The organism is Micromonospora sp. NBC_01740, from assembly GCF_035920365.1.
Lineage (GTDB): Bacteria > Actinomycetota > Actinomycetes > Mycobacteriales > Micromonosporaceae > Micromonospora > Micromonospora reichwaldensis.
Window position 1 is genome coordinate 527,702 of record NZ_CP109150.1, and the last position, 22,394, is coordinate 550,095.

Below are 22,394 nucleotides of genomic sequence, written 5' to 3' on the forward strand. Positions count from 1 at the left end.
CGCTTCGGCTTGTGACGGGACTGGTGGTTGGCTAACGTGTCCACGGTTGTCATCAGGTCCACGGACGGGTGACGACGCGGCCAGCCGGCGTTCACCCGAGCTTCACGGGCGTCGAGGAAGCCGCTTCGGATCCCCGACAACGGAGGGTGTGCGTGCGCCAGCGCCTGTCGTCTGAGCCCGATCGATATCGCGGTCGCCGCCGCGTACCCACCCCCCCGCGTAGCCGCTACGCAGCGGTGGTCACCACCGCGTTCGTCGGTGCCGGCATCGTCGCGATCGGCGCCGGCGCCCTGCCGGACGCCAAGAGCGTCAGCCCGTCGGTCCTCGACGAACTCAAGGCCGCCTCGGCCGTCAACCAGGACGCCGCGGCCCGTGGCGACAACGCCGACCGCGCCAGCCGCGACAGCGACCGCGCCGGAGGCGCCGAGTCCGCCGAGCCCGAGGTCTGGCTGCTCCCCCTCCAGGGCTACGAGTTCAACTCGCCCTACGGCATGCGCTGGGGCAAGCTGCACACCGGCGTCGACCTGGTCGCCCCCGAGGGCACCCCCTACGTCGCCATCCACGAGGGCACCGTCACCAAGGCCGGCTGGTTCGGCGGCTACGGCCACACCGTGATCGTCCGGCACGCCGACGGCAGCGAGGCGATCTACGGGCACTCCTCGGCGCTGAGCGTCAAGGAGGGTCAGCAGGTGAAGGCGGGCGACCAGCTCGGCCTCGTGGGCAACACCGGCCACTCCTACGGCTCCCACCTGCACCTGGAGGTGCATGTCAAGGGCGAGCCGCTCGACCCGGTGCCGTGGCTCAAGGAGCGCGGAGTGGACATCAAGCTACAAGTCGAGGTGTACTACAGCGAGGTAGCCGCGTCCTGACGCTGCGTATCGCCCGTCGACCGCCCGGATCTGCCGATCCGGGCGGTTTTTCGTGTGCCACCGGAGTCGAAAGTGAGCCGGGTCACGCCGCCGACTGTGACCGGCGCCATCGCCACACATGATCACTTTTACGGTCGAACAACCCCGAACGGGGACGCAACGGGCGGATGCGGCCGTCACCGGTCCGCCCGGCCCCCGTCCCACTACCCGTCACGCCGCGTGTCGACACCAGTATTTCGAGGTCAAGTGCCCCCTCGATCAGTGAAGGTCCGCCGTGCAGGAAGACATTCGGAACGAGAACACCCCCGACGCCCCCGTCCGGCCCCGGAGGCGGATCGGCGGCCGCACCCGCGTGATCATCGCCGCAGCGGCCCTGACCGGCCTCGGCCTCGGCGGCGCCGCCTTCGCGGCCACCGGGAACGACGAGCCCTCCGTCCCGGCCGCCGCCGTGGACACGCAGGCCCGCACGGAGGCCGCCGACCGCGCCGACCGCTCCGCCCGCGAGACGACCGCCCCGGCCACCCCCTCGGCGAGCCCGACGCCCAGCCCGACGAAGGCCAGCCCGTCGGCGAAGCCCAGCCCGAAGGCGACCACCGCCAAGCCGAAGCCGAAGAAGACCAGCAAGCCGAAGCCCAGTTGGGTCATCCCGATGAAGGGCGCGGCCATCACCTCCTGCTACGGCCCGCGCTGGGGCGCCCAGCACGCCGGCATCGACTTCGCGCTGCCCGCCGGCACCCCGGTCCGCGCGGCCTTCGGCGGCACCGTCACCAAGGCCGGCGACGTCGGCGACGGGTACGGCATCTCCGTCTTCGTCGACCACGGCAACGGCTACCTGACCCACTACGCCCACCTGAGCACCACCAAGGTGGGCGTGGGCGACAAGGTCGCCGCCGGGCAGACCATCGGCCTGGAGGGGTCCACCGGCGACTCCACCGGCCCGCACCTGCACTTCGAGGTGCACCAGGGTCAGATGTGGAACCAGATCGACCCCGCGCCGTTCCTGCGCGCCCGGGGCATCGACGTGGCCTGCTGACCCGCAGCGACCGGCGCGGCCCGGTCCGGCGTGCTGCCGGGCCGGGCCGCGCCGCCGCTCATAGCTTGTCGATCGGGGCGTGCCGGAGCACCAGCCACATCGTCTGGTCGCCGAAGTCGATCTGCGCCCGCGCTCCCGGGCCGTGCCCCTCGACGGCGAGCACCCGGCCCAGGCCGTAGCGCTGGTGGTTGACCCGGTCGCCCGCGGACACCTTCGGCCCCTGCGGCAGCTCGCTCGCCGTGGTCAGGCGGCTCGCGTCGACCCCCAGCCGCTTCGCCAACTGCGCCGCCTTGGGCGTGCCGCCGTTGAAGCCCCCACGCCCGCCGGACACCCGGTCCGCGCGGCCACCCACGCCGCCGCCCCCGCCGGCCCACGAGGTGTACGACCCCTCGGTGCGCTCCCAGCGGACCAGCTCCGGCGGCAGCTCCTCCAGGAACCGCGACGGCGGGTTGTAGGCCGGCTGCCCCCACGCCGAGCGGGTGACCGCCCGGGAGAGGTGGAGGCGCTGGCGGGCCCGGGTGATGCCGACGTACGCCAGCCGACGTTCCTCCTCCAGCTCCCGGGTGTCGCCCAGCGAACGCAGGTGCGGGAAGACGCCGTCCTCCAGGCCGGTCAGGAAGACCACCGGGAACTCCAGGCCCTTCGCGGTGTGCAGCGTCATCAGGGTGACCACGCCCTGGTGGTCGGGGTCGTCCGTGGGCACCTGGTCGGCGTCGGCGACCAGCGCGACCTGCTCCAGGAAGCCGGCCAGGGTGGCCCGCTCGCCCTCCTCGCCGACCGCCTCGATCCGCTCGGTGTACTCCCGGGCGACGCTGACGAGCTCCTGGAGGTTGTCGACCCGCCCCGCGTCCTGCGGGTCGAGGCTCTCCTCCAGCTCGGTGAGGTAGCCCGAGCGGGTCAGCAGCGCCTCCAGCACCTCCTCCGGGGTGCCCGTCTCGGCAATCTCGCGGGCGCCGTCGAGCAGGGCCACGAAGTCGGCGATGCCGTTGGCCGCCCGGCTGGAGATGCCCGGGGCGTCCTTCGCCCGCCGCAGCGCCGCCCCGAAGGAGATCCGGTCCCGGCTGGACAGCGCCTCCACGCACGCCTCGGCCCGGTCGCCGATGCCCCGGCGCGGGGTGTTGAGGATCCGGCGCAGGCTGACCGTGTCGTCGTCGTTGACCACCGCGCGCAGGTAGGCCAGCGCGTCGCGGACCTCCTTGCGCTCGTAGAAGCGCACCCCGCCGACCACCTTGTAGGGCAGGCCGACCCGGATGAACACCTCCTCGAAGACCCGGGACTGGGCGTTGGTGCGGTAGAAGACGGCCACGTCGCCGGGGCGGGTCTCGTCGGCGTCGACCAGCCGGTCGATCTCGCGGGCCACCCAGTCGGCCTCGGCGTGCTCGGTGTCGGCCACGTAGCCGACGATCGGCTCACCGGCGCCCGCCTCGCTCCACAGCCGCTTCGGCTTGCGCGACGTGTTCCGGTCGATCACCGCGTTGGCGGCGTTGAGGATGGTCTGGGTGGAGCGGTAGTTCTGCTCCAGCAGGATCGTCCGGGCGTCGCTGAAGTCGCGCTCGAACTCCAGGATGTTGCGGATCGTGGCGCCCCGGAACGCGTAGATCGACTGGTCGGCGTCACCGACCACGCAGAGCTCCGCCGGCTCGATCCCCTCCGTGCCGGAGACCAGCTCCTTGATCAGCGTGTACTGGGCGTGGTTGGTGTCCTGGTATTCGTCGACCAGCACGTGCCGGAACCGTCGGCGGTAGCTCTCCGCGACGTGCGGGTGGGACTGGAGCAGGTGCACCGTCGTCATGATCAGGTCGTCGAAGTCCAGCGCGTGCGCCTCGCGCAGCCGTCGCTGGTAGAGCGTGTAGGCCTCCGCCAGCGCCCGCTCGTTGGGGCCCTTGGCGCGGCCCGCGAACGCCTCGGGGTCGACCAGCTCGTTCTTCAGGTTGGAGACCTGGGCGGCCAGCCCGCGCGCCGGGTAGCGCTTCGGGTCGAGGTCCAGCTCCCTGGCGACCATCTGCATCAGCCGGCGGGAGTCGTCCGCGTCGTAGATCGAGAAGGTCGACTTCAGCCCGGCGTGCTCGTGCTCGGCGCGCAGGATGCGCACGCACGCGGAGTGGAACGTCGACACCCACATCAGGCGGGCCCGGGGACCCACCAGGTGGGCCACCCGCTCCTTCATCTCGCCGGCGGCCTTGTTGGTGAAGGTGATCGCGATGATCTCGCCGGGGTGCACGTCCCGGGCGGCCAGCAGGTAGGCGATCCGGTGGGTGAGCACCCGGGTCTTGCCCGAGCCGGCACCGGCCACGATCAGCAGCGGCGAGCCGGCGTGGGTGACGGCGTCGCGCTGCGGCCCGTTCAGGCCCTCGACCAGGGCCTGCGGATCGAGATGGACGGCCGCCGGCCTGGGCCGGTGCGGCGAGGTCGGGGCGGACGCCGGCGCGGGTGGGGACGCGGGGATGTCGAAGAGAGGATGCATCGCACGGCGAGTCTATGCCGCCGGGCGGACACTTCCCCCGCCGCGCGTGCCCCGGCTCGCCCGAGCCGTTCCCCGGGCCGGTCGATCCAGCCGGTCCGGGCCGCCGCCGGCCGCCCGCCGCAGCGCGTGGTGGAGGAAATCGTGCCCCGACTCGTCCGGTCGAGACGAAGATGTCACCCTGTCGTGTCTGGTGCCGCCGTCCCCCGTACAGAACGATGACGGTGAAAATCCGGCTCCTCCCCCGTACACGACTGGGAGAACGACCATGACTCAGCCGCGTTCGCGCGGTCGGGCGGCGCTGCGCCACCTCGCCGCGCCCACCCTCGCGCTGGCCGTCGTCGCCACGCTGTCCACCGCTTCCCGGCCCGCGCCGGCCCCCGCCGACGACCAGCAGGCCGGCCTCACCCCCGTCTCGGTCTCCTACGCCGCGCCCAGCGGCGGGGAGGTCAAGGGCAACTTCCTGAGCTACAACGACTTCCACGGCGCCATCGACCCGCCCGGCGGCAGCGGCGCGGCCGTCAACGGCACGCCCGCCGGCGGCGTGGAGTACCTCGCCACCTGGCTGAAGAAGCTGCGCGCCGAGGCCAGGGCCGAGGGCCGCGCCACGACCACCGTCGGGGCCGGCGACCTGATCGGCGCCACCCCGCTCGTCAGCGCCGCCTTCCACGACGAGCCGACCATCGAGCTGATGGACCAGATCGGCCTGGACGTCAGCTCCGTCGGCAACCACGAGTTCGACGAGGGCGTCGACGAGCTGATCCGGATCAACAGGGGCGGCTGCCACCCTGTCGACGGCTGCCAGGACGGGGACGGCTTCGCCGGCGCGAAGTTCACCTACCTGGCCGCCAACACCGTCAGCAGGAAGACCGGCCTGCCGATCCTGCCCCCGGTCGACGTGCGCTTCGTCGGCGGCGTCCCGGTCGGCTTCGTCGGCGTGACCCTGGAGGGCACCCCGGGCATCGTCAACCCGGCCGGCATCGCCTCCGTGCGGTTCACCGACGAGGTGCAGACCGCCAACAAGTGGGCCGGCGTGCTCAAGCTCTTCGGCGTCAAGGCGATGGTGCTGCTCGTGCACGAGGGCGGCGCCCAGTCGCCGCCGCCGGCCACGCCCGGCGTCTCGGACTGCGCCAACTTCTCCGGCCCGATCGTGGACATCGTCCGTGGCCTGCGGCCGGAGTTCGGGCTGGTCGTCTCCGGCCACACCCACCGCTTCTACTCCTGCTCCCTGCCGAACTCCTCGGGCGCGCGCAGCGTGGTCACCAGCGCCGGCAACAACGGCCAGCTGATCACGGACGTGGACTACTCGCTGGACCGGCGCACCGGCCGGTTCACCGGGATCACCGCCCGCAACGTCGTCGTCGAGAACGGCGTACGCAACCCGGACGGCACCTGGCGGGAGAGCGCGCCGGGCACGTACGTGCGCAACCCCGACCTGGTGGACCCGGGCGCGAAGGCACTGGCCGACAAGTACCGGGCGGCCGTCGCACCCATCGCCAACCGGGTGGTGGGCCGGATCTCGGCCGACATCGTCCGCGACGTCCGGCCGAACGGGGAGAGCCCGCTCGGTGACGTGATCGCCGACGCGCAGCTCGCGTACACCCGCTCCAGCGGGGCACAGATCGCGCTGATGAACCCGGGCGGCGTCCGGGCGTCCCTGTCGTACGCGGCCTCCCCCGGCGACGAGGACCCTGGCGAGATCACCTACGGCGAGGCGTTCACCGTCCAGCCGTTCAACAACCTGGTGGTCACCCAGACCCTCACCGGCGCGCAGCTGCGCAACGTGCTGGAGCAGCAGTTCGTGGGCTTCAACGGGCAGACCACCCAGCGCATCCTCCAGGTCTCCGCCGGGCTGACCTACTCCTACGACAGCACCGCCCCGGTGGGCTCGCGGGTGAGCGCCCTGGCGTTCGACGGCGCGCCGGTCGACCCGGCCGCGAGCTACCGGGTCACCACGAACGACTTCCTGGCCAACGGCGGGGACGGCTTCACCGAGCTGCGGGCCGGCACGGACCGGGCCACCGCCCCCGGCTTCGACGTCGACGCGCTGATCGCCTACCTGGGCGCCGGCGCTCCGGTCGCCCCCGGACCCGCCGACCGGATCACCCGCCTCGGCTGAGGCGCGGGCGGTCCCGGCGTCACGACGGCGCCGGGCCCGCCCGGCCGGGCACGGGTCGCGCCGAATCCTTGCGCCGGCCGGTCCGAGGTCGGCATACTCGACGACATGTTCGGGCAGCGCTTCTACTTTTACTACGGCACCGGGAGTCCGGCAGCCGTAGGTCGCGCCTGATCGATCAGACCTACGAGAAAGCCCCGGGCTCCTGGAGCCCGGGGCTTTCTTCCGTCCCGGGATCCGGGCACCGGGCACCTGACGGCGAGGGGTACCCGATGATGACAGACGTGGTGGAGTCCAGCGGCAGCGTGACGCGACCCGAGGCAGGCCGGCCCGACCCCGGTGCCCCCAGCCTCCCGGCCGACGTGCCGGGCGGTGACGACGACGCGAAGCCGGCGGCGGGAACCGGCACCCCGGAACCGGCCGCGGCCGCCCGGATCGTCGAGATCCGGGAGCGGATCGACGAGATCGACCGGGCGCTGATCGAGCTGTGGCAGGAACGGGCCCGGCTCTCCCAGGAGGTCGGCGTGACGAGGATGGCCTCCGGCGGCACCCGGCTGGTCCTGTCCCGGGAACGGGCGATCCTGGAGCGCTTCCGGGCCGCCCTGGGCGCCGACGGCACGCAACTCGCGCTGCTGCTGCTCCGCGCCGGCCGCGGCCCCCTGTGAGGCGTACGCCGGCAACGGACCCCCGCGCGGTCCACGCCCGGCCCCGGCCCCCTGCACGGGCGGGGGCCGGGCCGGGGCGGAAACGACGGAACCGCCTGCCGTCGTCGCGATGACGTCGGCAGGCGGTTCCGTGGGGGTCACGCCTCGTGCGTCTGCACGATCTCGCGCTTCTCCGCGAAGTGGCAGGCGCTCGGATGGTCCGAGCCCGAGCGGATCTCCAGCAGCGGGACCTGCTCGGCGCAGACGTCCTGCGCCTTCCAGCAGCGGGTCCGGAACCGGCAGCCCGACGGCGGGCTGACCGGCGACGGCACGTCACCGGTCAGGCGGATGATCGCCTTGTTGTCCCGCACGGTCGGGTCCGGCACCGGCACGGCCGAGAGCAGCGCCTGGGTGTACGGGTGGGTCGGCCGCTCGTAGATCTCGTCCTCGGAGCCGATCTCGGCGATCTTGCCGAGGTACATCACCGCGACCCGGTCCGACAGGTGCCGGACCACCGACAGGTCGTGCGCGATGAAGATGTACGACAGGCCGAGCTCGCCCTGGAGCTTCTCCAGCAGGTTCATCACCTGGGCCTGGATCGACACGTCCAGGGCGCTGACCGGCTCGTCGCAGACGATGATCTCGGGCCGCAGGGCGAGCGCCCGGGCGATGCCGATGCGCTGCCGCTGACCGCCGGAGAACTGGTGCGGGTACCGGTGGATGTGCTCCGGATTGAGGCCCACCAGGTCGAGCAGTTCCCTGACCTTCTCCCGGCGGCTGCCCTTCGGCGCCACCTCCGGGTGGATCTCGAACGGCTCGCCGATCAGGTCGCCGACCGTCATCCGCGGGTTCAGCGAGGTGTACGGGTCCTGCATCACCAGCTGGATCTGCCGACGCAGCCGGCGCAGCGCCGGGCCGGAGAACTTCGAGATGTCCTGGCCCTTGTAGTGGACGCTGCCACCCGTCGGCTTCTCCAGGTTCATCAGGACCCGGGCCAGCGTCGACTTGCCGCAGCCCGACTCGCCGACCACACCCAGGGTCTCGCCGGCCTTGAGCTCGAAGGAGACCCCGTCGACCGCCTTGACGTGACCGATGGTCTTCTTGAACACCACGCCCCGGGTCACGGGATAGTGCTTGACCAGGTCACGGACCTCGAGGATGTTCTCAGTCACGGTTCACCAGCTCCTCGGCGAAGTGGCAGGCGCTGGCCCGGCCGGCGCCGACCTGCAGCAGCGGCGGGACCTTCTCCCGGCAGACCGGCTGCGCCATGGGGCAGCGCGGGTTGAACGGGCAGCCCGGCGGGATGTTCATGAGGTTCGGCGGGAGCCCCTTGATCGTCCGGAGCTCCTGCCCCTTCTCGTCGAGCCGCGGGATCGAGTTGATCAGGCCGATCGTGTACGGGTGCGCCGGCTTGGCGTACAGGTCGTAGACGTTGGCTTCCTCGACGATCCGGCCCGCGTACATCACCGCGATCCGGTCCGCGACGTCGGCGACCACGCCGAGGTCGTGGGTGATCAGGATCATGCCCATCTGCCGCTCGCGCTGGAGTTCAGCGAGCAGGTCCATGATCTGCGCCTGCACCGTCACGTCGAGCGCGGTGGTCGGCTCGTCCGCGATCAGCACCTCCGGGTCCAGGGCGAGCGACATCGCGATCATCGCGCGCTGCCGCATACCGCCCGAGAACTGGTGCGGGTAGCTGCTGAACCGGCCCTTGGCGTTAGGGATCTTGACCTGGTCGAGCATCTCGATCGCACGCTTCTTGGCGTCGGAGCGGCTCATCCCGCGCCGTACCCGGAACTGCTCGGCGATCTGGAACCCGACGGTGAAGACCGGGTTCAGCGCGGAGAGCGCGTCCTGGAAGATCATCGCGATGCCCTCGCCGCGGATGCGGCGCCGCTCCTCGAAGGACATGCCGAGCATGTCCTTGCCCTGGAAGCGGACCTGACCGCCGGTGACGAAACCGGGCGGCGTGTCGAGGATGCCCATGATGGTCTGCGCGGTGACGCTCTTACCGGAGCCGGACTCGCCGAGCACGGCGAGGGTCTCCCCCGCGTCGACGTGGTACGTGACCCCGTTGATGACCTTGGCGACGCCGTCCCGGGTGCGGAACTCCACCCGGAGGTCTTCCACCTCGAGCAACCTGCCCGAGGGGCGGCCGGACGCGCCGGCCGCGGACTGCTCGGACACCAGAATGTCGGACAACTGAATCTCCCCTAGCGGAGTTTCGGATCGAGGGCCTCGCGGACCGCCTCACCGAGCATCACGAAGCTCAGTACGGCGGCGACGAGGAACGCGGCGGGGAAGAAGAGCAGGTAGGGCGCGACGCGGAGGAGGTTCTGCGCCTCGTTGATCATGATGCCCCAGGAGACCACCGGGCTCTTCAGGCCGACGCCCAGGAAGGACAGCGTCGCCTCGGCGCCGATGTACGAGCCGACCAGGATCGTCCCGTAGACCAGCAGCGGCGCGAGGCAGTTCGGCAGCAGGTGCTTGAGGATGATCCGGCCGGTGCCGGCGCCCAACGCGCGGGCGGCGACGATGTAGTCCGCCTCCTTGGTGGCCAGCACCGAGGAACGCATCAGCCGCATCACGACCGGCCAGCCCAGCACGATCAGCGAGATGCTCACCAGCGCCATGATCTCGGCCTTGCTGTTGCTCGTGCCCGACCCGTTGAAGGTCGTCAGGATGACGATGGCACCCAGCACGAACGGCAGCCCGAAGAAGACATCGGCGATGCGGGAGAGCAGTGCGTCCACCCAGCCGCCCCGGTAGCCCGCCACGATGCCCATCGCGCCGCCGAAGAGCAGCACGCCGAGCACGGAGAGCAGGGAGACCACGATCGACGCGCGGGCGCCGTAGATCACCCGGGCGAAGACGTCCCGGCCCTGGAAGTCGTAGCCGAACCAGGCGTCCGACGACGGGCCGACGAGGCTGTTCTGCAGGTTGCCGTTCTCCGGGTCGCCGGAGGTGAACAGCGAGGGGAAGGCGGTCATCAGCATGAAGAGGACGATGAACCCTGCGGAGATCCAGAACAGCGGCTTGCGGCGCAGGTCACGCCAGGCGTCGCCGAGCAGACCGCGCGGCTTCTCCTTGCGGGCGTTCTCCGGCAGGCCCGCGTTGGTCGGCGCGCCGATCTCGTCGGGAGCCTGCGCGGGCGGCGTGCTGACGATCGAGGCGGCACTCGGGTCACTCATGCCCGCACCCCACTCCGCTCGGCGCGGGCACTGGTGCCCGCGCACGCTGCAATGATGATTCGTTCGCTGCGCTCACTCATAGCGGATCCTCGGGTCCAGGGCGGCGTAGAGCAGGTCGACCAGCAGGTTCATCAGCAGGTAGACGAGCACCAGGACCACCACGATGGAGACAACGGTAGCGCTCTCCTTGGTGATGATCGCGCGGTAGACCTGTCGGCCGATCCCGTTGATCTGGAAGATGCCCTCGGTGACGATCGCGCCGCCCATCAGGGCGCCGAGGTCGGTCCCGAGCAGCGTCACCACCGGGATGAGCGAGTTGCGCAGCAGGTGGATCCCGACCACCCGGCGCATCGGCAGACCCTTGGCGATCGCCGTACGCACGTAGTCGGCCCGCCGGTTCTCCGCGATGCTCGTGCGGGCCAATCGGGCGATGTACGCCATCGAGGCGCTACCGAGCACGAAGCCGGGCACGATCAGCTCGGAGAGCCGCATCTCGCTGGAGACCGTCGGCTTGACGATGCCCCACTGCACGCCGAGCAGCCACTGGGCCACGAAGCCGATGACGAAGATCGGCAGCGCGATCAGGAAGAGGCTGGAGACCAGGACCAGGTTGTCCAGGAAGCCGTTGCGGCGCAGGCCCGTCAGCACGCCCGCGGTGAGTCCGATGACCGCCTCGATGGCCAGCGCCACCAGGGCCAGCTTCAGGGTGTTCGGGTACGCCGTGGCGATGATGTCACCGATCTCCCGGCCACCGAACGTCTGCCCGAAGTCGCCCTGGAAGAGGTTCTTCATGTAGTTGCCGTACTGCACGATGAGCGGCTCGTCGAGCTTGAACTTCTCGGTCATCATGTTGACGAAGCTGTCGGGGCAGGGACGCTCGCCACACTTGCCCGCGAACGGGTCACCGGGCACCGACCACACGAGCCAGTAGATCAGGAACGTCGTCCCGATGAAGACCGGGATGAGTTGGAGCAGCCGTCTCAACAGATAACGGCCCATGGGGTGGTCCTCCAGACAGGGGGCGCGCGTCGGACGGCCGACACGGGGATGACAGACGTGGCGAGGCGGTGTGGTGACACCACCTCACGGAACGGCCCGGGTCGGGCTCACCGGTAGGTGAGCCCGACCCGGGGTCAGACCGTTCGGATCAGAGCTCGACCGAGGTGAGGTCGAGTTCACCGACGTTGGAGAGCTCGATCTTCTTGATCTTCTCGGAGTGGCCGGACTGCTGACCACCGAAGTAGACCGGGATCGAGGGGACGTCCTGGTCGATGAGGGCGACCGCCTCGGCGTACTTGGCGTGCGACGCCTCCAGGCTCGGCGCGGAGGCGGCTTCCTTGGCCAGCGCGTCGACCTGCGGGTTGCTGTACTTGCCGTCGTTCGAGGAACCGCCGGTCACGTAGAGCGGGCCGATCCAGTTCTCCACGTCCGGGTAGTCCTGCTGCCAGCCGGCGCGGTACATGCCGGTCATCTTGCCGGCGTTGATGTTCTGGCGGAACACCGCGAAGGTCGGCACGCCCTCGGCGCGAGCGTTGATGCCGAGGTTCGTCTTGACCTGCTGCGCGACGGCCTCCATCCACTCCTTGTGGCTGGCGTCGGCGTTGTAGAACATGACCAGCTCACCGGTGAAGCCACCGGCCTCGGCGAGGAGCTTCTTGGCCTCGTCGACGTTGAACTGGCAGGCGGTGCAGTTGCCGGCCTTGGCGCCCGGGGTCAGCGGGTTGGCCCAGCTGTCGGCCGGCTTGCGCGAGCCGAAGAAGATCTTGTCGCTGATCTCCTGGCGGTTGATCGACATCGAGACCGCGCGACGCAGCTTCGGGTTCTGGAAGCGCTTGTCGTAGATCGGGAAGGCGATGATGCCGGTCGACGGGGTGGTGGAGGAGATCGCCCGCTCGCCCAGGTCGTTCTTCCACTTGTCGCCCGCGATGGCGGAGACCGGAACCTGCTGCTGGAAGTCCAGGTTGCCGGCGAGCAGGTCGTTGTAGGCCGCCGTGTCGTCCTGGTACAGCTTGATGTTGACGTCCTTGATCTTCATCTTGTCGTTCAAGGAGTAGTCATCGAAGCGCGTCAGCTTGATCTGGACGTCGTCTTCCCACGACACGAACTTGATCGGGCCGTTGCCGATCGGCTTCTTGCCGAACGCCTCGGCGCCCTGGGTGAAGAACGCGTCCGGCAGCGGCATGAAGGTGCTGTAGCCGAGCTTGGTCGGGAACACCGCGGTCGGCGCGGCCAGGGTGACCTCGAAGGTCCAGTCGTCGACGACCTTCAGGCCGGACATCTCCTTGGCGGCGGGCTCGGGGGCCTTCTTCGGGCCCTCGGCGCCGTCCGGGTCCTCGGTGTGGACCTGGTCGAAGCCCTGGATGTCGGCGAAGAAGCTGCCGTTCTGCGCGCCGTTGGGCGAGTAGGCGCCCCAGTTCCAGGCGTCCACGAAGTTCTTGGCCTTGACGACGGTGCCGTCGTGGAACTTCGTGTCCTTCTTGATCTTGACCGTGTAGACCTTGGAGTCCGACGTCTCGATCGACTCGGCGACCGCGTTGCGCGGCGCGCTGCCGTCGTTCGGGTACTCGACCAGACCGGTCCAGATCCAGTCGATGATCGCCCCACCACCGGTCTCGGTGGTGTTCGACGGGACCAGGCCGACCTCCGGCTGAGTGCCGTCGATGGTGATCGCGCCGTCGCTGCTGGCGCCGGCGTCGCCACCGTCGCTGTCGCTGCTCGAGCAGCCGGACGCGACGAGCGCGAACGCCGCGCCCAGCGCGACCGCGCTACTTGCCCGCTTCGAGACTCTCATTCCGAGGGGCCTCCTCTTTCTGAACCTGGATCCGTCGTGGGTTTCACGCACGTATGGGGGGTGACACGTCCGGCGCCCGCAGTGCGGGAGCCGGTTTCACCGCAGTGAATTCGGGACAAGATTGATGTACCGATCCGCCGGGCCACCTCGCCCGTCGCGCTCGGCACCGCGCACACGAGACCACCACGGAGCACCGTCAACAGGCGGGTCCATGGTCGTCAGGCCGTACGGAGTGCCTCACATGAGGGGTGAGGTGCTGCCACTGTGACACCCACCGGCCCGTTCCGTGAAGGTGCCGTTATCAAGCCGTTAGTTGGTCGCCACGTTGCCGATACCCGAAAAAAGATCATGATGTACGCGGGTCGTACCGCTCTGAGCAGGAAAGACACGGTTCGGAGGGGGTCCGCCCCCCGGCGCGGGGTCGGCGGCTGTGAGCTTCCCCGCGCCCCCTCCGACGCTGTCCGAGGTCGGCCGGGCGTTGGCCGTTTTTGCCCATCCGGACGATGCCGGCTTCGGCTGTGCGGGCACCATCGCCACCTGGGTGGCGGAGGGTGTCGACGCCTCGTACCTGCTCGTCACCCGGGCGACTGCGGAGAGTGCCCAGCACCCGCGCGCCAAGGTGAGCCGACCCTGGGAATGAGAGCAGCGGGCGACGTGCGGCAGGTCGGTCTCCGCGACGGCGCTGGCATCCACGCCCGGGGCGTGCGCCGGCTGGCCCGGCGGCGAACGACTCCGGCCCCGGCACCGCGCGGGGCGGTACCGGGGCCGGGGCCGTTGAAGCGGGCGTCGATCAGGCGGTGAAGCGCAGCTTGCGACGACGGAACAGCAGCACGGCGACCGCGCCGGCGGCCAGCAGCGCCACGCCGGCGGCGATCGCGGCGGCGATCGGGGAGCCGGTCAGCGGCAGGTCACCGCCGCTGCTCGCGGGCGAGGTCGACGGGGCCGGGCTGTCGACCGGGGCGCTCGGCGACGGGGACTCCGCCGGGGCGCTGGGCGACGGCGACTCCGCCGGGGCGCTCGGCGACGGCGACTCGGCCGGCGCGGCGGCGAACGCGGCCTCGGCCTTGGCGCTCACGGTGGCGCCGGTGCTGCCACCCAGGATGAGCTTCTGCGCGGCGCGCTGGCCGGTGAAGAGGAACACCCGGCCGAAGGAGACCGAGTCCTGTGCGGAAACGGTCACCTTCACCTCGCCGGCGCCGTCCGCGGCCAGCCAGAACTGGCCGCCGTTGGTGGTCTTGGTGACCGGCTTGCCCTCGGCGTCGACCGCCGAGCCGCCGTCGACCGCGACGGTGATCTCGCCCGCCGGGCCCTTGACGGTGAACGGGCCGGCCTTCTCGCCGACGGTGGCCTTGGCGCTGGCCGGGTCGACGCTCAGCTCGGCCTTCGGCTCGGGCTGGTCGGTGGCGTTGGCCACCAGGTAGTCGTGGACCTTCTTGACCACGTCGTACTGCTTCTTGCCGAGCAGCTTCGGGTTGTCGACCCAGTCACCCAGCTTGACGCCGTCGCTGAAGTTCCAGATGGCGGTCTGGGTGCCGAAGTAGAGCAGCTTGTCGGCGTCGGCCTTCGCCGGGGCGGTGGCGCCGGCGGCGGCCAGCAGCTTGGCGGCGTCGGCGTTCGGGTAGCCGTGGGTCAGCACCCACTGCACCTTGCCGAGGTTCTTCACCTGGGACTCGTCCCAGGTGCCCTCCTTGTACTTGCCGTCGATCGCCACGTTGGTGTGGTAGTCGATGCAGAAGGCGGGGACGAGCTTTCCGTCGATCTTGAGTGCCAGGGCACCGGTGCTCTTCGGCTGCCCGTTGAGCACGAGCGTGACGTTGCTGCCCTTGACCGACTTGGCGACGCCGGTCTTGTCAGCGGCGGCGGCCGGCGCCACCGCGCCGAGTGCCAGCGCGCCGCCGGCGACGGTCGCCAGGGCGATCCGCGCCCAGCGCCGTCCTCGTTGTCCGAACATCAGAATCGTGCACCTCTCCCCAGGGGTGACCCGCGCACGGCGGGTTGCGTGAAGCCGCCGTTCCCGCGGGATGTGCACCACCCGCACGCGAGAACGCGACGGGGCATTATGTGACGGGAGTTGATCGCTTGTCAGCCCCTGTGGGCCGCATTCGTCGGTTCCGTCCCATATGACGGGGAAAAGAATTGGATCACACGAGCCGACGGTCGGCCGCCCAGCGGGACAACTCGTACCTGTTGGACATCTGGAGCTTGCGAAGCACGTTGGACACGTGCGTCTCCACCGTCTTGATGGAGATGTAGAGCTCCTTGGCGATCTCCTTGTAGGCGTACCCCCGGGCGAGCAGCCGCAGCACCTCGCGCTCGCGGTTGGTGAGCTGGTCCAGCTCCGGGTCGGCCACCGGGGCGTCGGGACGGGCCGCGAACGCGTCCAGCACGAACCCCGCCAACCGGGGGCTGAACACGGCGTCGCCGTCGGCCACCCGGCGGACCGCGGCGGCCAGCTCCTCGGGAGAGATCGTCTTCGTGACGTAGCCCCGCGCGCCGGCCCGGATCAGCCCGATCACGTCCTCCGCCGCGTCCGAGACGCTCAGCGCCAAGAACCTGACCTGCGGGTGGGTACGCCGCATCGCCTCCAGCACCGCCCGGCCGCCGCCGTCGGGCATGTGCACGTCGAGCAGCACCACGTCGGGCAGCGTGGCGGCGATCCGGGTGACCGCCTCGGCGACGGTGCTCGCCTCGCCCACCACCTCGACGTGCGCGCCCAGCTCGGCGCGGACCCCCGCGCGGAACATGGCGTGGTCGTCGACGAGGAAGACCCGCAGCCGCTCGGCGCGGGCAGCCGCCCCCTCGACCGGTTCCATCGACTGCTCGGTCATCACTTGTCCCTCTCCGCCGTTGCCGGGTCGCGGGTGATCGGCAGGATCAACCGGACCTCGGTCCCTTCCCCCGGCTCGGAGCGGATCTCCGCCCGGCCGCCGTGCCGCTTCATCCGCCCGATGATCGAGCCCCGGACCCCGTGCCGGTGATCCTCCACCGTATCCGGGTCGAAGCCCTTCCCCCGGTCCCGGACGAAGACGCTGACCTGATCCGGCTCGACCTCGGCGTAGAGCGAGACGGTCTGCACCCCGGCGTGCCGGGCGGCGTTCACCAGCGCCTCGCGGGCGGCCGCCACCAGCGCGCCGACCCGCTCGTCGGTCTCCCGGTCGCCGACCACCACCGCCTCCACCGTGATCGCGAACGTGTCCTCGACCTCGGCGGCGGCCTGCTCCAGGGCGGCGGCGAACCGCTCGGTGGGCGAGCCGGTGGGCTTGTAGAGCCAGTTGCGCAGCGAGCGTTCCTGCCCCCGGGCGAGCCGCTGGACGGTCTTCACGTCGCTCGCGTTGCGCTGGATCAGGGCCAGGGTGTGCAGCACCTGGTCGTGCACCATGGCGGCCAGCTCGGCCCGTTCCTGCTCCCGGATGCGCCCCTCGCGCTCCGACCGGAGCTGGTTGTACGTCCGCCACAGCACCGGCGCGGCCACCACGCCGACCCCGGCGAGCCCGACCAGGGCGAAGATCACGCCGTTGAGCACGGCGTCGAAGTTCTGCGCCGGGGAGTACACCGCGGCGACGCCGATGATGCCCACCGCGACCAGCACCCCGCCGCCGATGAACCGGAGCACGAAGGCCCGCCGGTCGCTCTCCTCCACCACCGCGCCCAGCCAGGGCACCGGCATGGAGTCGCCCCACTGCCGCCGCCGCTCCGGCGCCGACTGGTGCCAGATCACCCCGGCGCCGACCGCGATGATCGCGACCAGCCAGCCGGCGGTGCCCGCCGCCCCGACCGAGTCAAAGACCATCACCTGCACCAGCAGCACGCCGAGGCCGATCGCCACGAACGGCAGCAGCTGGGCGACGTCCCTGCGGGCCGGTACGGCGGTGTCGCCCGGGCGCAGCGGCACGACCGCCCAGAAGGCCGCGTAGAGCAGCAGGCCGAGCCCGCTCAGCCCCAGCAGCACCATGAAGGCGACCCGTACCCGCAGCACCGAGATGCCGAGGTGGTCGGCGATGCCGGCGGCCACCCCCGCGGCCATCCGGTGCTCGGGGGCGCGGTAGAGGCGGGGTGGCTGGGTCACGGCGCTGATCGGAGACTCCCTGGTCACGGCGGGCACGGAGCGGGCGACGGTCCGTTTCCGGTGTCGGATCGATCGTCACACGACGCACCGGGGCCCGACCACGGGGACGCCCCCGACATTCGGGCCACCGGGATCTCAGGGTGGGGTCAGGGTCGGGTCCTGAGGCCGTCCGGCGGGTCGGGGCAGCAGGATCGAGGCATGACCGAGGAAGCTGCCCAGCCCGCCGACCCCGGGGCCGCTCAGCCGGGCGGGCCACCGCCGACCGCGCCACCGCCCGCCGGTTCCGCGCCACCGCCCGCCGGTTCCGCGGCGCCGCCCCCCGTGGCCGCGCCGCCCCCCGCCGGGGACGCGGGCGGGACGCCACCACCCGGCGCCGGGCCGGGCCCCGGACCGCAGCCGTCGTTCGGCGGCGCCGGCTTCACCTCGCGGTACGGCCTGGTGCGCCCCCGCGACGGCCGCTACCTGGCCGGCGTCTGCGCCGCCATCGGCCGGGCCACCAACACCGACCCGGTCCTCTGGCGGGTGCTGCTGGCGGTGCTCGGCTTCTTCGGCGGCATCGGCATCCTGGTCTACGTCACCGCCTGGCTGATCATCCCGGGCGAGGGGGACAGCGCCTCTCCCGTCGAGTCCATGCTGGGCCGGGGCCGGTCCAGCATGTCCCCGGTCACGGTGATCGTGCTGAGCATCCTGGTCGCGATCAGTTTCGGCTACATCGTCACGGACGCGTTCCGGGCGGTGCTGCTCGGCGCCGCGATCCTGATCGGCGGCGCGCTGCTGCTGAACCGCGACAACAGGGCCGCCCAGGGCGCGCCGGTCGGCCCCGTCCCGCCCGTTCCGCCCACCGCCCCGCCCGGGCCGGTGCCACCCGTCGGCCATCCCGCCCCGGTCGCGTACGCGGCCCCGCCGACCGTGGCCGTGGCCCCCGGATCGGGCCCGGTCCCGGCCCCGCCGGCGACCGTCGCCCAGCCCGCCTGGAGCGCCCCGGTCTCCCCACCGACCGCCGAGCTGCCCGCCTGGCCGCCGGCCGCCCCGGCCCCGCCCGCCCGTCCACCCGCGGGTACGCCGACCGTCGGCTGGCCCCCGGCAGCGCCCACGTCCGGCTGGCCCGCCGCGACCTCGGGCGCACCGGGACCGGGCCACCCGGTGCCCCCGCCCCGGCCCCCGGGCTACCGGCCCCCGTTCGCCCCGCACGGCCCGTACGCCGGGCAGACCGTCGTGCCGCCCGCACCGCGCAAGCCGCCGAAGCCGCCGAAGCGACCGAAGGAGCGCTCCCCGCTCGGCGCGGTGACGTTCTCGCTGATCTTCCTCGCCCTGGGCGTGGTCGCCGTCGTCGACCTGCTGGACGTCTACGCCATCGGGGCGTCGGCCTACTTCGCGGCCACGCTGGCCACCATCGGGCTCGGCCTGCTGGTCGGCACCTGGTTCGGACGGGCCCGCTGGCTCATCGCGCTCGGCGTGGTGGCCGCCGCCGCGCTCGGCGTGGCCACCGTGGCCGAGTCCTACGACCGGATCCGGGGCGTCGACGGCAACGTCACCTGGGCGCCCACCGACCACCGCGACCTCGCCCTGCGGTACGAGAACAGCTTCGGCGACACGGTCCTGGACCTGCGCGCGGTCGACTTCGACAAGAAGAACACCGAGATCACCGTCTCCGTCAACTTCGGCGAGTGCACGGTGGTGGTGCCGCCGAACGTCGACGTCACCACGGTCGCCGACGTCAACGCCGGCGACGCGGTCGTCTTCGGCAAGCACTCCGGCGGGCTGGCGGGCGAGCTGCGGGAGACGACCGACCTGGGTCCGGACGGCCCCGGCGGCGGCACGCTGCGCCTCTACATCCACGTCAACGCCGGCAACCTGGAGGTGACCCGGTGAAGGCCCACCGCACCGACATCGTGTCCTTCGCCTTCGGGCTGATCTTCCTCGGCCTCGCCGCGTGGTGGCTGCTCGCCCAGTTGCTCGGGCTCGCCCTCCCCCCGGTCGGCTGGTTCCTGGCCGGCGCGCTGATCCTGATCGGCCTGCTGGGCCTGCTGGGCGCGTTGCGCTCCGGGCGGTCCGGCGCCGCGCCCACGCCCGGCGACGCCCCCTCCGGCGACGCCCCCTCCGACGCCGCCCTCACCGACGCCACCGCCTCCGACGCGGTCGCCCCGGACACCGTCGCGCCCGTCTCCACCCCGCCGGGCGCGGAACCGGCGGGCCGGGCCACGGACCGACAGGCCACCGGGATCGACCCGACCCGCTGGGACCTCGACCGGCCCGCGCCGGCCGACGAGCCGACGGCGTGGGGCGGCCGGCGCTCCGACTGGGGCGAGCCGACCGACTGGGGCACCCGGTCCGAGTGGGACGTCTCCGCGCCGACGACCGGCGCACCGACGACGGCCGGGCTGCCGCCGAGCGGACAGCCGGCGGAGGAACCGACGACCGCCGGGCAGACGGCGGAGGTGCCGACAACCGGCGGGGCGACCACGGAGACGCCGGCGACGGTCGGGCAGACGGCGGAGGTGCCGACGACCGGCGGGGCGACCACGGATACGCCGGCGACGGTCGGGCCGACGACGGGTGGCCTGCGGACCGGGGACGAGGCCGACGAGTGGCCGACGGAGGCCGTCACCGACGTCCGGCCCGAGGCGGTCGAGGACCGCGCCGCCGACGAGGACGCCCTGTCCCGGCGGACCGACGGGCCGTCGGCCGGTGGGGAGCACCCGCGCGGCTGACCACAGCGGTGCGGCCGTCGTCGGCGGCGGCCTATGCTGGCCGTGGAGAACTCGCCTCCGCCGGCCGGCCCGCGCCGACCTGGCCGCCGCACCGACCTGGCCGCCGCGCCGGCCGGACGCGCCGCCGTGGCGGTCCCGCCGCGATTCCCGTCTCTACCCGTCAGGAGTCCGTCCGACATGACGCAGTCCCCCGCCGTGCGCACCTTCGGCCGGTCCGGTCCGGTCCGCATCGGCGAGCGAGCCGCCCGTACCCTCGTCTCCGAGCTCGCCCGGATCAACGATCCGAAGGCCGCGCTGCTGGTCGGCGCGACGCCCGAGTCCGCGGTGCTGACCGCGGCGATCGACGCGCTGCTGCCCGGCGACACCCTCACCCTGGTGCCCGCCGGGTCGGCCTCCCCGGCGGCCCTCCGGGAGCACGTCACCGCCCAGGGTCGCTGGGTGGCCGACCGGGTCCGCGTGGTCGACACCCTCGCCGAGGCCGAGCCGGCCGCGGTGGTCGTCGCCGCGGAGCCGCTCACCGGCACGGCCGACGAGACCCGCGCCGCCGTCGAGGGCCTGACGAAGTACCTCGCCGACGGCGCGGTGCTGAGCGTGGCCACGACCGCGACGCCGGGGCGTACCGCGGGCGCCGCCGCCGAACTGGACCGGCAGGGCGCGTTGTACGGCGTCGGGGTCGACCTGGTGCTGCGCAACACGCCGCCGCTGCGGGTGTACCGGCTCCGCTACACCCCGGCCGACGCCGCGTCGGCGGCCCGGCTGGCGCCGGCGTACCGCCCGTCCAGCGTCCCGCTGACCCGTGGGATGCACATCGACTCCAACGGGGTGGCCGCGGCCGGCATCGCGCTGGGCCTGGCCGCGGTGGCCCGGGCGACCCGGCCGAAGTCGAAGCTCTGGCTGCTCCCGGCCCTGGCCGCCGCTCCCGTGGCCGCCTTCTTCCGGGACCCGGAGCGCGACGTGCCGGAGGACCCGTCGGCGGTCGTCGCCTCGGCCGACGGTCGGGTGCTGTCCGTGCAGCGGCTGCACGACGAGCGTTTCGGCGAGGGCGAGTGGCTGCGGATCGCGGTCTTCCTGTCGGTGCTGGACGTGCACGTCAACCGTGCCCCGGTGGCCGGCAAGGTGGTCGACTACTTCGTCGCCGACGGTGGCTTCGCCAACGCGATGAAGCCGGCGGCGGAGCACAACGTGGCCGCGTACACGGTGCTGGACACCGCGCGCGGCACGGTGGTCGTGGCGCAGCGCACGGGCCTGATCGCCCGGCGGATCGTGCAGCGGGCGCCGATCGGCGCGCTGCTGGCCCGGGGCGAGCGCTTCGGCCTGATCCGGTTCGGCTCGCGCACCGACGTCTACCTGCCGGCGGACGCGGCGGAGCCGCTGGTCGGCCCCGGGGACAAGGTCGTCGGGGGCTCGACCGTCATCGCCCGCTGGCGCTGAGGCCCGGCCGGACGACACGAAGAAGGGGCGCCGCGAATGCGCGGCGCCCCTTCTCGCGTACGTGTGTCAGGCGGTACGACGCTGACGCAGCCAGAGCACCGGGCCGCTGACCAGGTAACCGACCACGATCAGGGCGAAGGTGAGCCGGATGTCGATCAGCGCGCCGATCACCGGGGCCAGCCACAGCCACGGCGGCAGCTTCAGCAGCCGGGCGAGCTTCGCGTAGGGGAAGCTGGAGACCATGGCGAAGGCGAGCAGCGCCACGCCGGCGACCAGGACGATGCCCGGCACCGGCAGCCCGATGGCGACGGTCAGCGCGAGCACTGCGGCGGCCATGGTGGTGGGCACGCCGCAGAAGAACCGGCCGTCCTTCGGCGAGACGTTGAACCGGGCGAGCCGGATCGCCGCGCACGCCGCCACGAGGGCGCAGGCCACCGCGGCGGCCGGCGTGGAGACCGAACCGGCCAGCGAGGCGTAGACCACCACGGGGGCGGCGAGCCCAAACGAGCACATGTCGGCCAGCGAGTCCATCTGCGCCCCGAACGGGCTGGCCACGCCGAACTTGCGGGCGAGCGCGCCGTCGAGGCCGTCGAAGACGACGCAGGCGATCAGGCAGAGCGCGGCGACGCGCACCTCGCCCTGCATGGCCAGGAAGATGGCCAGCATGCCGAGCATCAGGCTGCTGAGTGTGCAGGCGTTGACCACCGCGAACTTCATCCGGCGGGCGACCGTCCGCTCGCCCGGAAGCAGCGGGATCGACATCGCCGAGTCGTCGTCGACCGGGGTCGTGGGGCCGAGCGCGGGGCTGACCGGGACGATCGAGGCGACGTCGGCGCGCTCGACCCGGGTGAGTCCGTAGCGGCGTCGCGGCCGGTCGGCGTAGCGGTGCTCGGGCATCGAGAGGTCGCTGGTCGCGTGCAGGTCGCCGTCGCGGCGCCCCACCCGGACCAGCAGCACCTGCCGGGCGAGCGTGCTGCTGCGGCGCAACGGGCCCGCCCAACGACGCCCTGCGGGACGCGGACTGTCAGTGGTACGACGCCGGCGCCATGGGGCTCTCGGCACGTTTCCTCCATCACCGGAT

17 protein-coding genes and 1 pseudogene are annotated in these 22,394 nt (G+C 72.2%); 8 read left to right on the top strand and 10 right to left on the bottom strand.

Features of this window, described 5'->3' with window-relative positions; translation table 11 throughout:
* Nucleotides 1-152: 152 nt before the first annotated feature.
* Both OG989_RS02355 and OG989_RS02360 read left to right on the top strand, forming a co-directional pair.
* Complete coding sequence (locus OG989_RS02355) at nt 153-869, top strand: M23 family metallopeptidase (protein ID WP_327029550.1); 717 nt, start codon at nt 153-155, stop codon at nt 867-869.
* Between the two features lie 274 nt (nt 870-1,143).
* Complete coding sequence (locus tag OG989_RS02360) at nt 1,144-1,902, top strand: M23 family metallopeptidase (RefSeq protein ID WP_327029551.1); 759 nt, start codon at nt 1,144-1,146, stop codon at nt 1,900-1,902.
* A gap of 58 nt (nt 1,903-1,960) precedes the next feature.
* On the opposite strand, the gene pcrA is transcribed toward OG989_RS02360, so the two are convergent.
* Complete coding sequence (gene pcrA, locus OG989_RS02365; protein WP_327029552.1) at nt 1,961-4,366, bottom strand: DNA helicase PcrA; 2,406 nt, start codon at nt 4,364-4,366, stop codon at nt 1,961-1,963.
* A 265-nt stretch (nt 4,367-4,631) separates the two neighbouring features.
* On the opposite strand from pcrA, the gene OG989_RS02370 reads away from it, so the two are divergent.
* Both OG989_RS02370 and OG989_RS02375 read left to right on the top strand, forming a co-directional pair.
* Nucleotides 4,632-6,482, top strand: a complete 1,851-nt coding sequence (locus OG989_RS02370) for a bifunctional metallophosphatase/5'-nucleotidase (protein ID WP_327029553.1) — start codon at nt 4,632-4,634, stop codon at nt 6,480-6,482.
* 269 nt (nt 6,483-6,751) lie between these two features.
* Nucleotides 6,752-7,144 carry a chorismate mutase gene (locus OG989_RS02375; RefSeq protein ID WP_327029554.1) on the top strand — a complete coding sequence of 131 codons (393 nt, stop codon included), beginning with the start codon at nt 6,752-6,754 and terminating at the stop codon, nt 7,142-7,144.
* Nucleotides 7,145-7,281: 137 nt separating this feature from the next.
* Here OG989_RS02375 and OG989_RS02380 read toward each other — a convergent pair whose 3' ends face one another.
* The 5 genes from OG989_RS02380 to OG989_RS02400 all read right to left on the bottom strand — a co-directional run bounded on the left by OG989_RS02380 (nt 7,282) and on the right by OG989_RS02400 (nt 13,105).
* Nucleotides 7,282-8,295: an ABC transporter ATP-binding protein gene (locus OG989_RS02380; protein WP_151455195.1), complete on the bottom strand. Its 1,014-nt coding sequence runs from the start codon at nt 8,293-8,295 to the stop codon at nt 7,282-7,284.
* Nucleotides 8,288-9,310 carry an ABC transporter ATP-binding protein gene (locus OG989_RS02385; RefSeq protein WP_132231341.1) on the bottom strand — a complete coding sequence of 341 codons (1,023 nt, stop codon included), beginning with the start codon at nt 9,308-9,310 and terminating at the stop codon, nt 8,288-8,290. The genes OG989_RS02380 and OG989_RS02385 overlap by 8 nt, the downstream gene beginning before the upstream one ends.
* 26 nt (nt 9,311-9,336) lie before the next feature.
* Nucleotides 9,337-10,314: an ABC transporter permease gene (locus OG989_RS02390; protein WP_151455194.1), complete on the bottom strand. Its 978-nt coding sequence runs from the start codon at nt 10,312-10,314 to the stop codon at nt 9,337-9,339.
* A 72-nt stretch (nt 10,315-10,386) separates the two neighbouring features.
* Nucleotides 10,387-11,313: an ABC transporter permease gene (locus OG989_RS02395; protein WP_132230980.1), complete on the bottom strand. Its 927-nt coding sequence runs from the start codon at nt 11,311-11,313 to the stop codon at nt 10,387-10,389.
* Between the two features lie 148 nt (nt 11,314-11,461).
* Nucleotides 11,462-13,105, bottom strand: a complete 1,644-nt coding sequence (locus OG989_RS02400) for a peptide ABC transporter substrate-binding protein (RefSeq protein WP_327029555.1) — start codon at nt 13,103-13,105, stop codon at nt 11,462-11,464.
* A 430-nt stretch (nt 13,106-13,535) separates the two neighbouring features.
* Here OG989_RS02400 and OG989_RS02405 point away from each other — a divergent pair, with 430 nt between their 5' ends.
* Nucleotides 13,536-13,745, top strand: coding sequence for a PIG-L deacetylase family protein (locus tag OG989_RS02405; RefSeq protein ID WP_327029556.1), 210 nt, complete (start codon nt 13,536-13,538; stop codon nt 13,743-13,745).
* A 150-nt stretch (nt 13,746-13,895) separates the two neighbouring features.
* Here OG989_RS02405 and OG989_RS02410 read toward each other — a convergent pair whose 3' ends face one another.
* The 3 genes from OG989_RS02410 to OG989_RS02420 all read right to left on the bottom strand — a co-directional run bounded on the left by OG989_RS02410 (nt 13,896) and on the right by OG989_RS02420 (nt 17,198).
* Nucleotides 13,896-15,056: a Cys-Gln thioester bond-forming surface protein gene (locus OG989_RS02410; RefSeq protein ID WP_327029557.1), complete on the bottom strand. Its 1,161-nt coding sequence runs from the start codon at nt 15,054-15,056 to the stop codon at nt 13,896-13,898.
* 190 nt (nt 15,057-15,246) lie between these two features.
* Nucleotides 15,247-15,933 (bottom strand): response regulator, encoded by a 687-nt coding sequence (locus OG989_RS02415; RefSeq protein WP_132230977.1) that lies wholly within the window; start codon nt 15,931-15,933, stop codon nt 15,247-15,249.
* A complete protein-coding gene (locus OG989_RS02420) occupies nt 15,933-17,198 on the bottom strand; it encodes an ATP-binding protein (protein ID WP_151455192.1) in 1,266 nt (421 codons plus the stop codon). The genes OG989_RS02415 and OG989_RS02420 overlap by 1 nt, the downstream gene beginning before the upstream one ends.
* Before the next feature lie 171 nt (nt 17,199-17,369).
* On the opposite strand from OG989_RS02420, the gene OG989_RS02425 reads away from it, so the two are divergent.
* The 3 genes and pseudogenes from OG989_RS02425 (at nt 17,370) to OG989_RS02435 (ending at nt 21,313) form a co-directional block, all read left to right on the top strand.
* Complete coding sequence (locus tag OG989_RS02425) at nt 17,370-19,043, top strand: PspC domain-containing protein (protein ID WP_327029558.1); 1,674 nt, start codon at nt 17,370-17,372, stop codon at nt 19,041-19,043.
* Nucleotides 19,040-19,273: pseudogene (locus tag OG989_RS02430) on the top strand (hypothetical protein); the annotation flags it as partial. The gene OG989_RS02425 and the pseudogene OG989_RS02430, both read left to right, overlap by 4 nt.
* Before the next feature lie 786 nt (nt 19,274-20,059).
* Nucleotides 20,060-21,313 (top strand): phosphatidylserine decarboxylase, encoded by a 1,254-nt coding sequence (locus OG989_RS02435; RefSeq protein WP_151457468.1) that lies wholly within the window; start codon nt 20,060-20,062, stop codon nt 21,311-21,313.
* A gap of 66 nt (nt 21,314-21,379) precedes the next feature.
* On the opposite strand, the gene OG989_RS02440 is transcribed toward OG989_RS02435, so the two are convergent.
* Nucleotides 21,380-22,300 carry a CDP-alcohol phosphatidyltransferase family protein gene (locus OG989_RS02440; protein ID WP_327029559.1) on the bottom strand — a complete coding sequence of 307 codons (921 nt, stop codon included), beginning with the start codon at nt 22,298-22,300 and terminating at the stop codon, nt 21,380-21,382.
* Nucleotides 22,301-22,394: the final 94 nt, after the last annotated feature.

What these genes read in the sequence shown, in the direction of transcription:
- OG989_RS02370 (WP_327029553.1), top strand. Translation starts at nt 4,632, where the DNA reads ATGACTCAGCCGCGTTCGCGCGGTCGGGCGGCGCTGCGCCACCTCGCC.
- OG989_RS02410 (WP_327029557.1), bottom strand. Translation starts at nt 15,056, where the DNA reads ATGTTCGGACAACGAGGACGGCGCTGGGCGCGGATCGCCCTGGCGACC.
- OG989_RS02415 (WP_132230977.1), bottom strand. Translation starts at nt 15,933, where the DNA reads ATGACCGAGCAGTCGATGGAACCGGTCGAGGGGGCGGCTGCCCGCGCC.
- OG989_RS02395 (WP_132230980.1), bottom strand. Translation starts at nt 11,313, where the DNA reads ATGGGCCGTTATCTGTTGAGACGGCTGCTCCAACTCATCCCGGTCTTC.
- OG989_RS02400 (WP_327029555.1), bottom strand. Translation starts at nt 13,105, where the DNA reads ATGAGAGTCTCGAAGCGGGCAAGTAGCGCGGTCGCGCTGGGCGCGGCG.
- OG989_RS02425 (WP_327029558.1), top strand. Translation starts at nt 17,370, where the DNA reads ATGACCGAGGAAGCTGCCCAGCCCGCCGACCCCGGGGCCGCTCAGCCG.
- OG989_RS02390 (WP_151455194.1), bottom strand. Translation starts at nt 10,314, where the DNA reads ATGAGTGACCCGAGTGCCGCCTCGATCGTCAGCACGCCGCCCGCGCAG.
- OG989_RS02435 (WP_151457468.1), top strand. Translation starts at nt 20,060, where the DNA reads ATGACGCAGTCCCCCGCCGTGCGCACCTTCGGCCGGTCCGGTCCGGTC.
- OG989_RS02375 (WP_327029554.1), top strand. Translation starts at nt 6,752, where the DNA reads ATGATGACAGACGTGGTGGAGTCCAGCGGCAGCGTGACGCGACCCGAG.
- pcrA (WP_327029552.1), bottom strand. Translation starts at nt 4,366, where the DNA reads ATGCATCCTCTCTTCGACATCCCCGCGTCCCCACCCGCGCCGGCGTCC.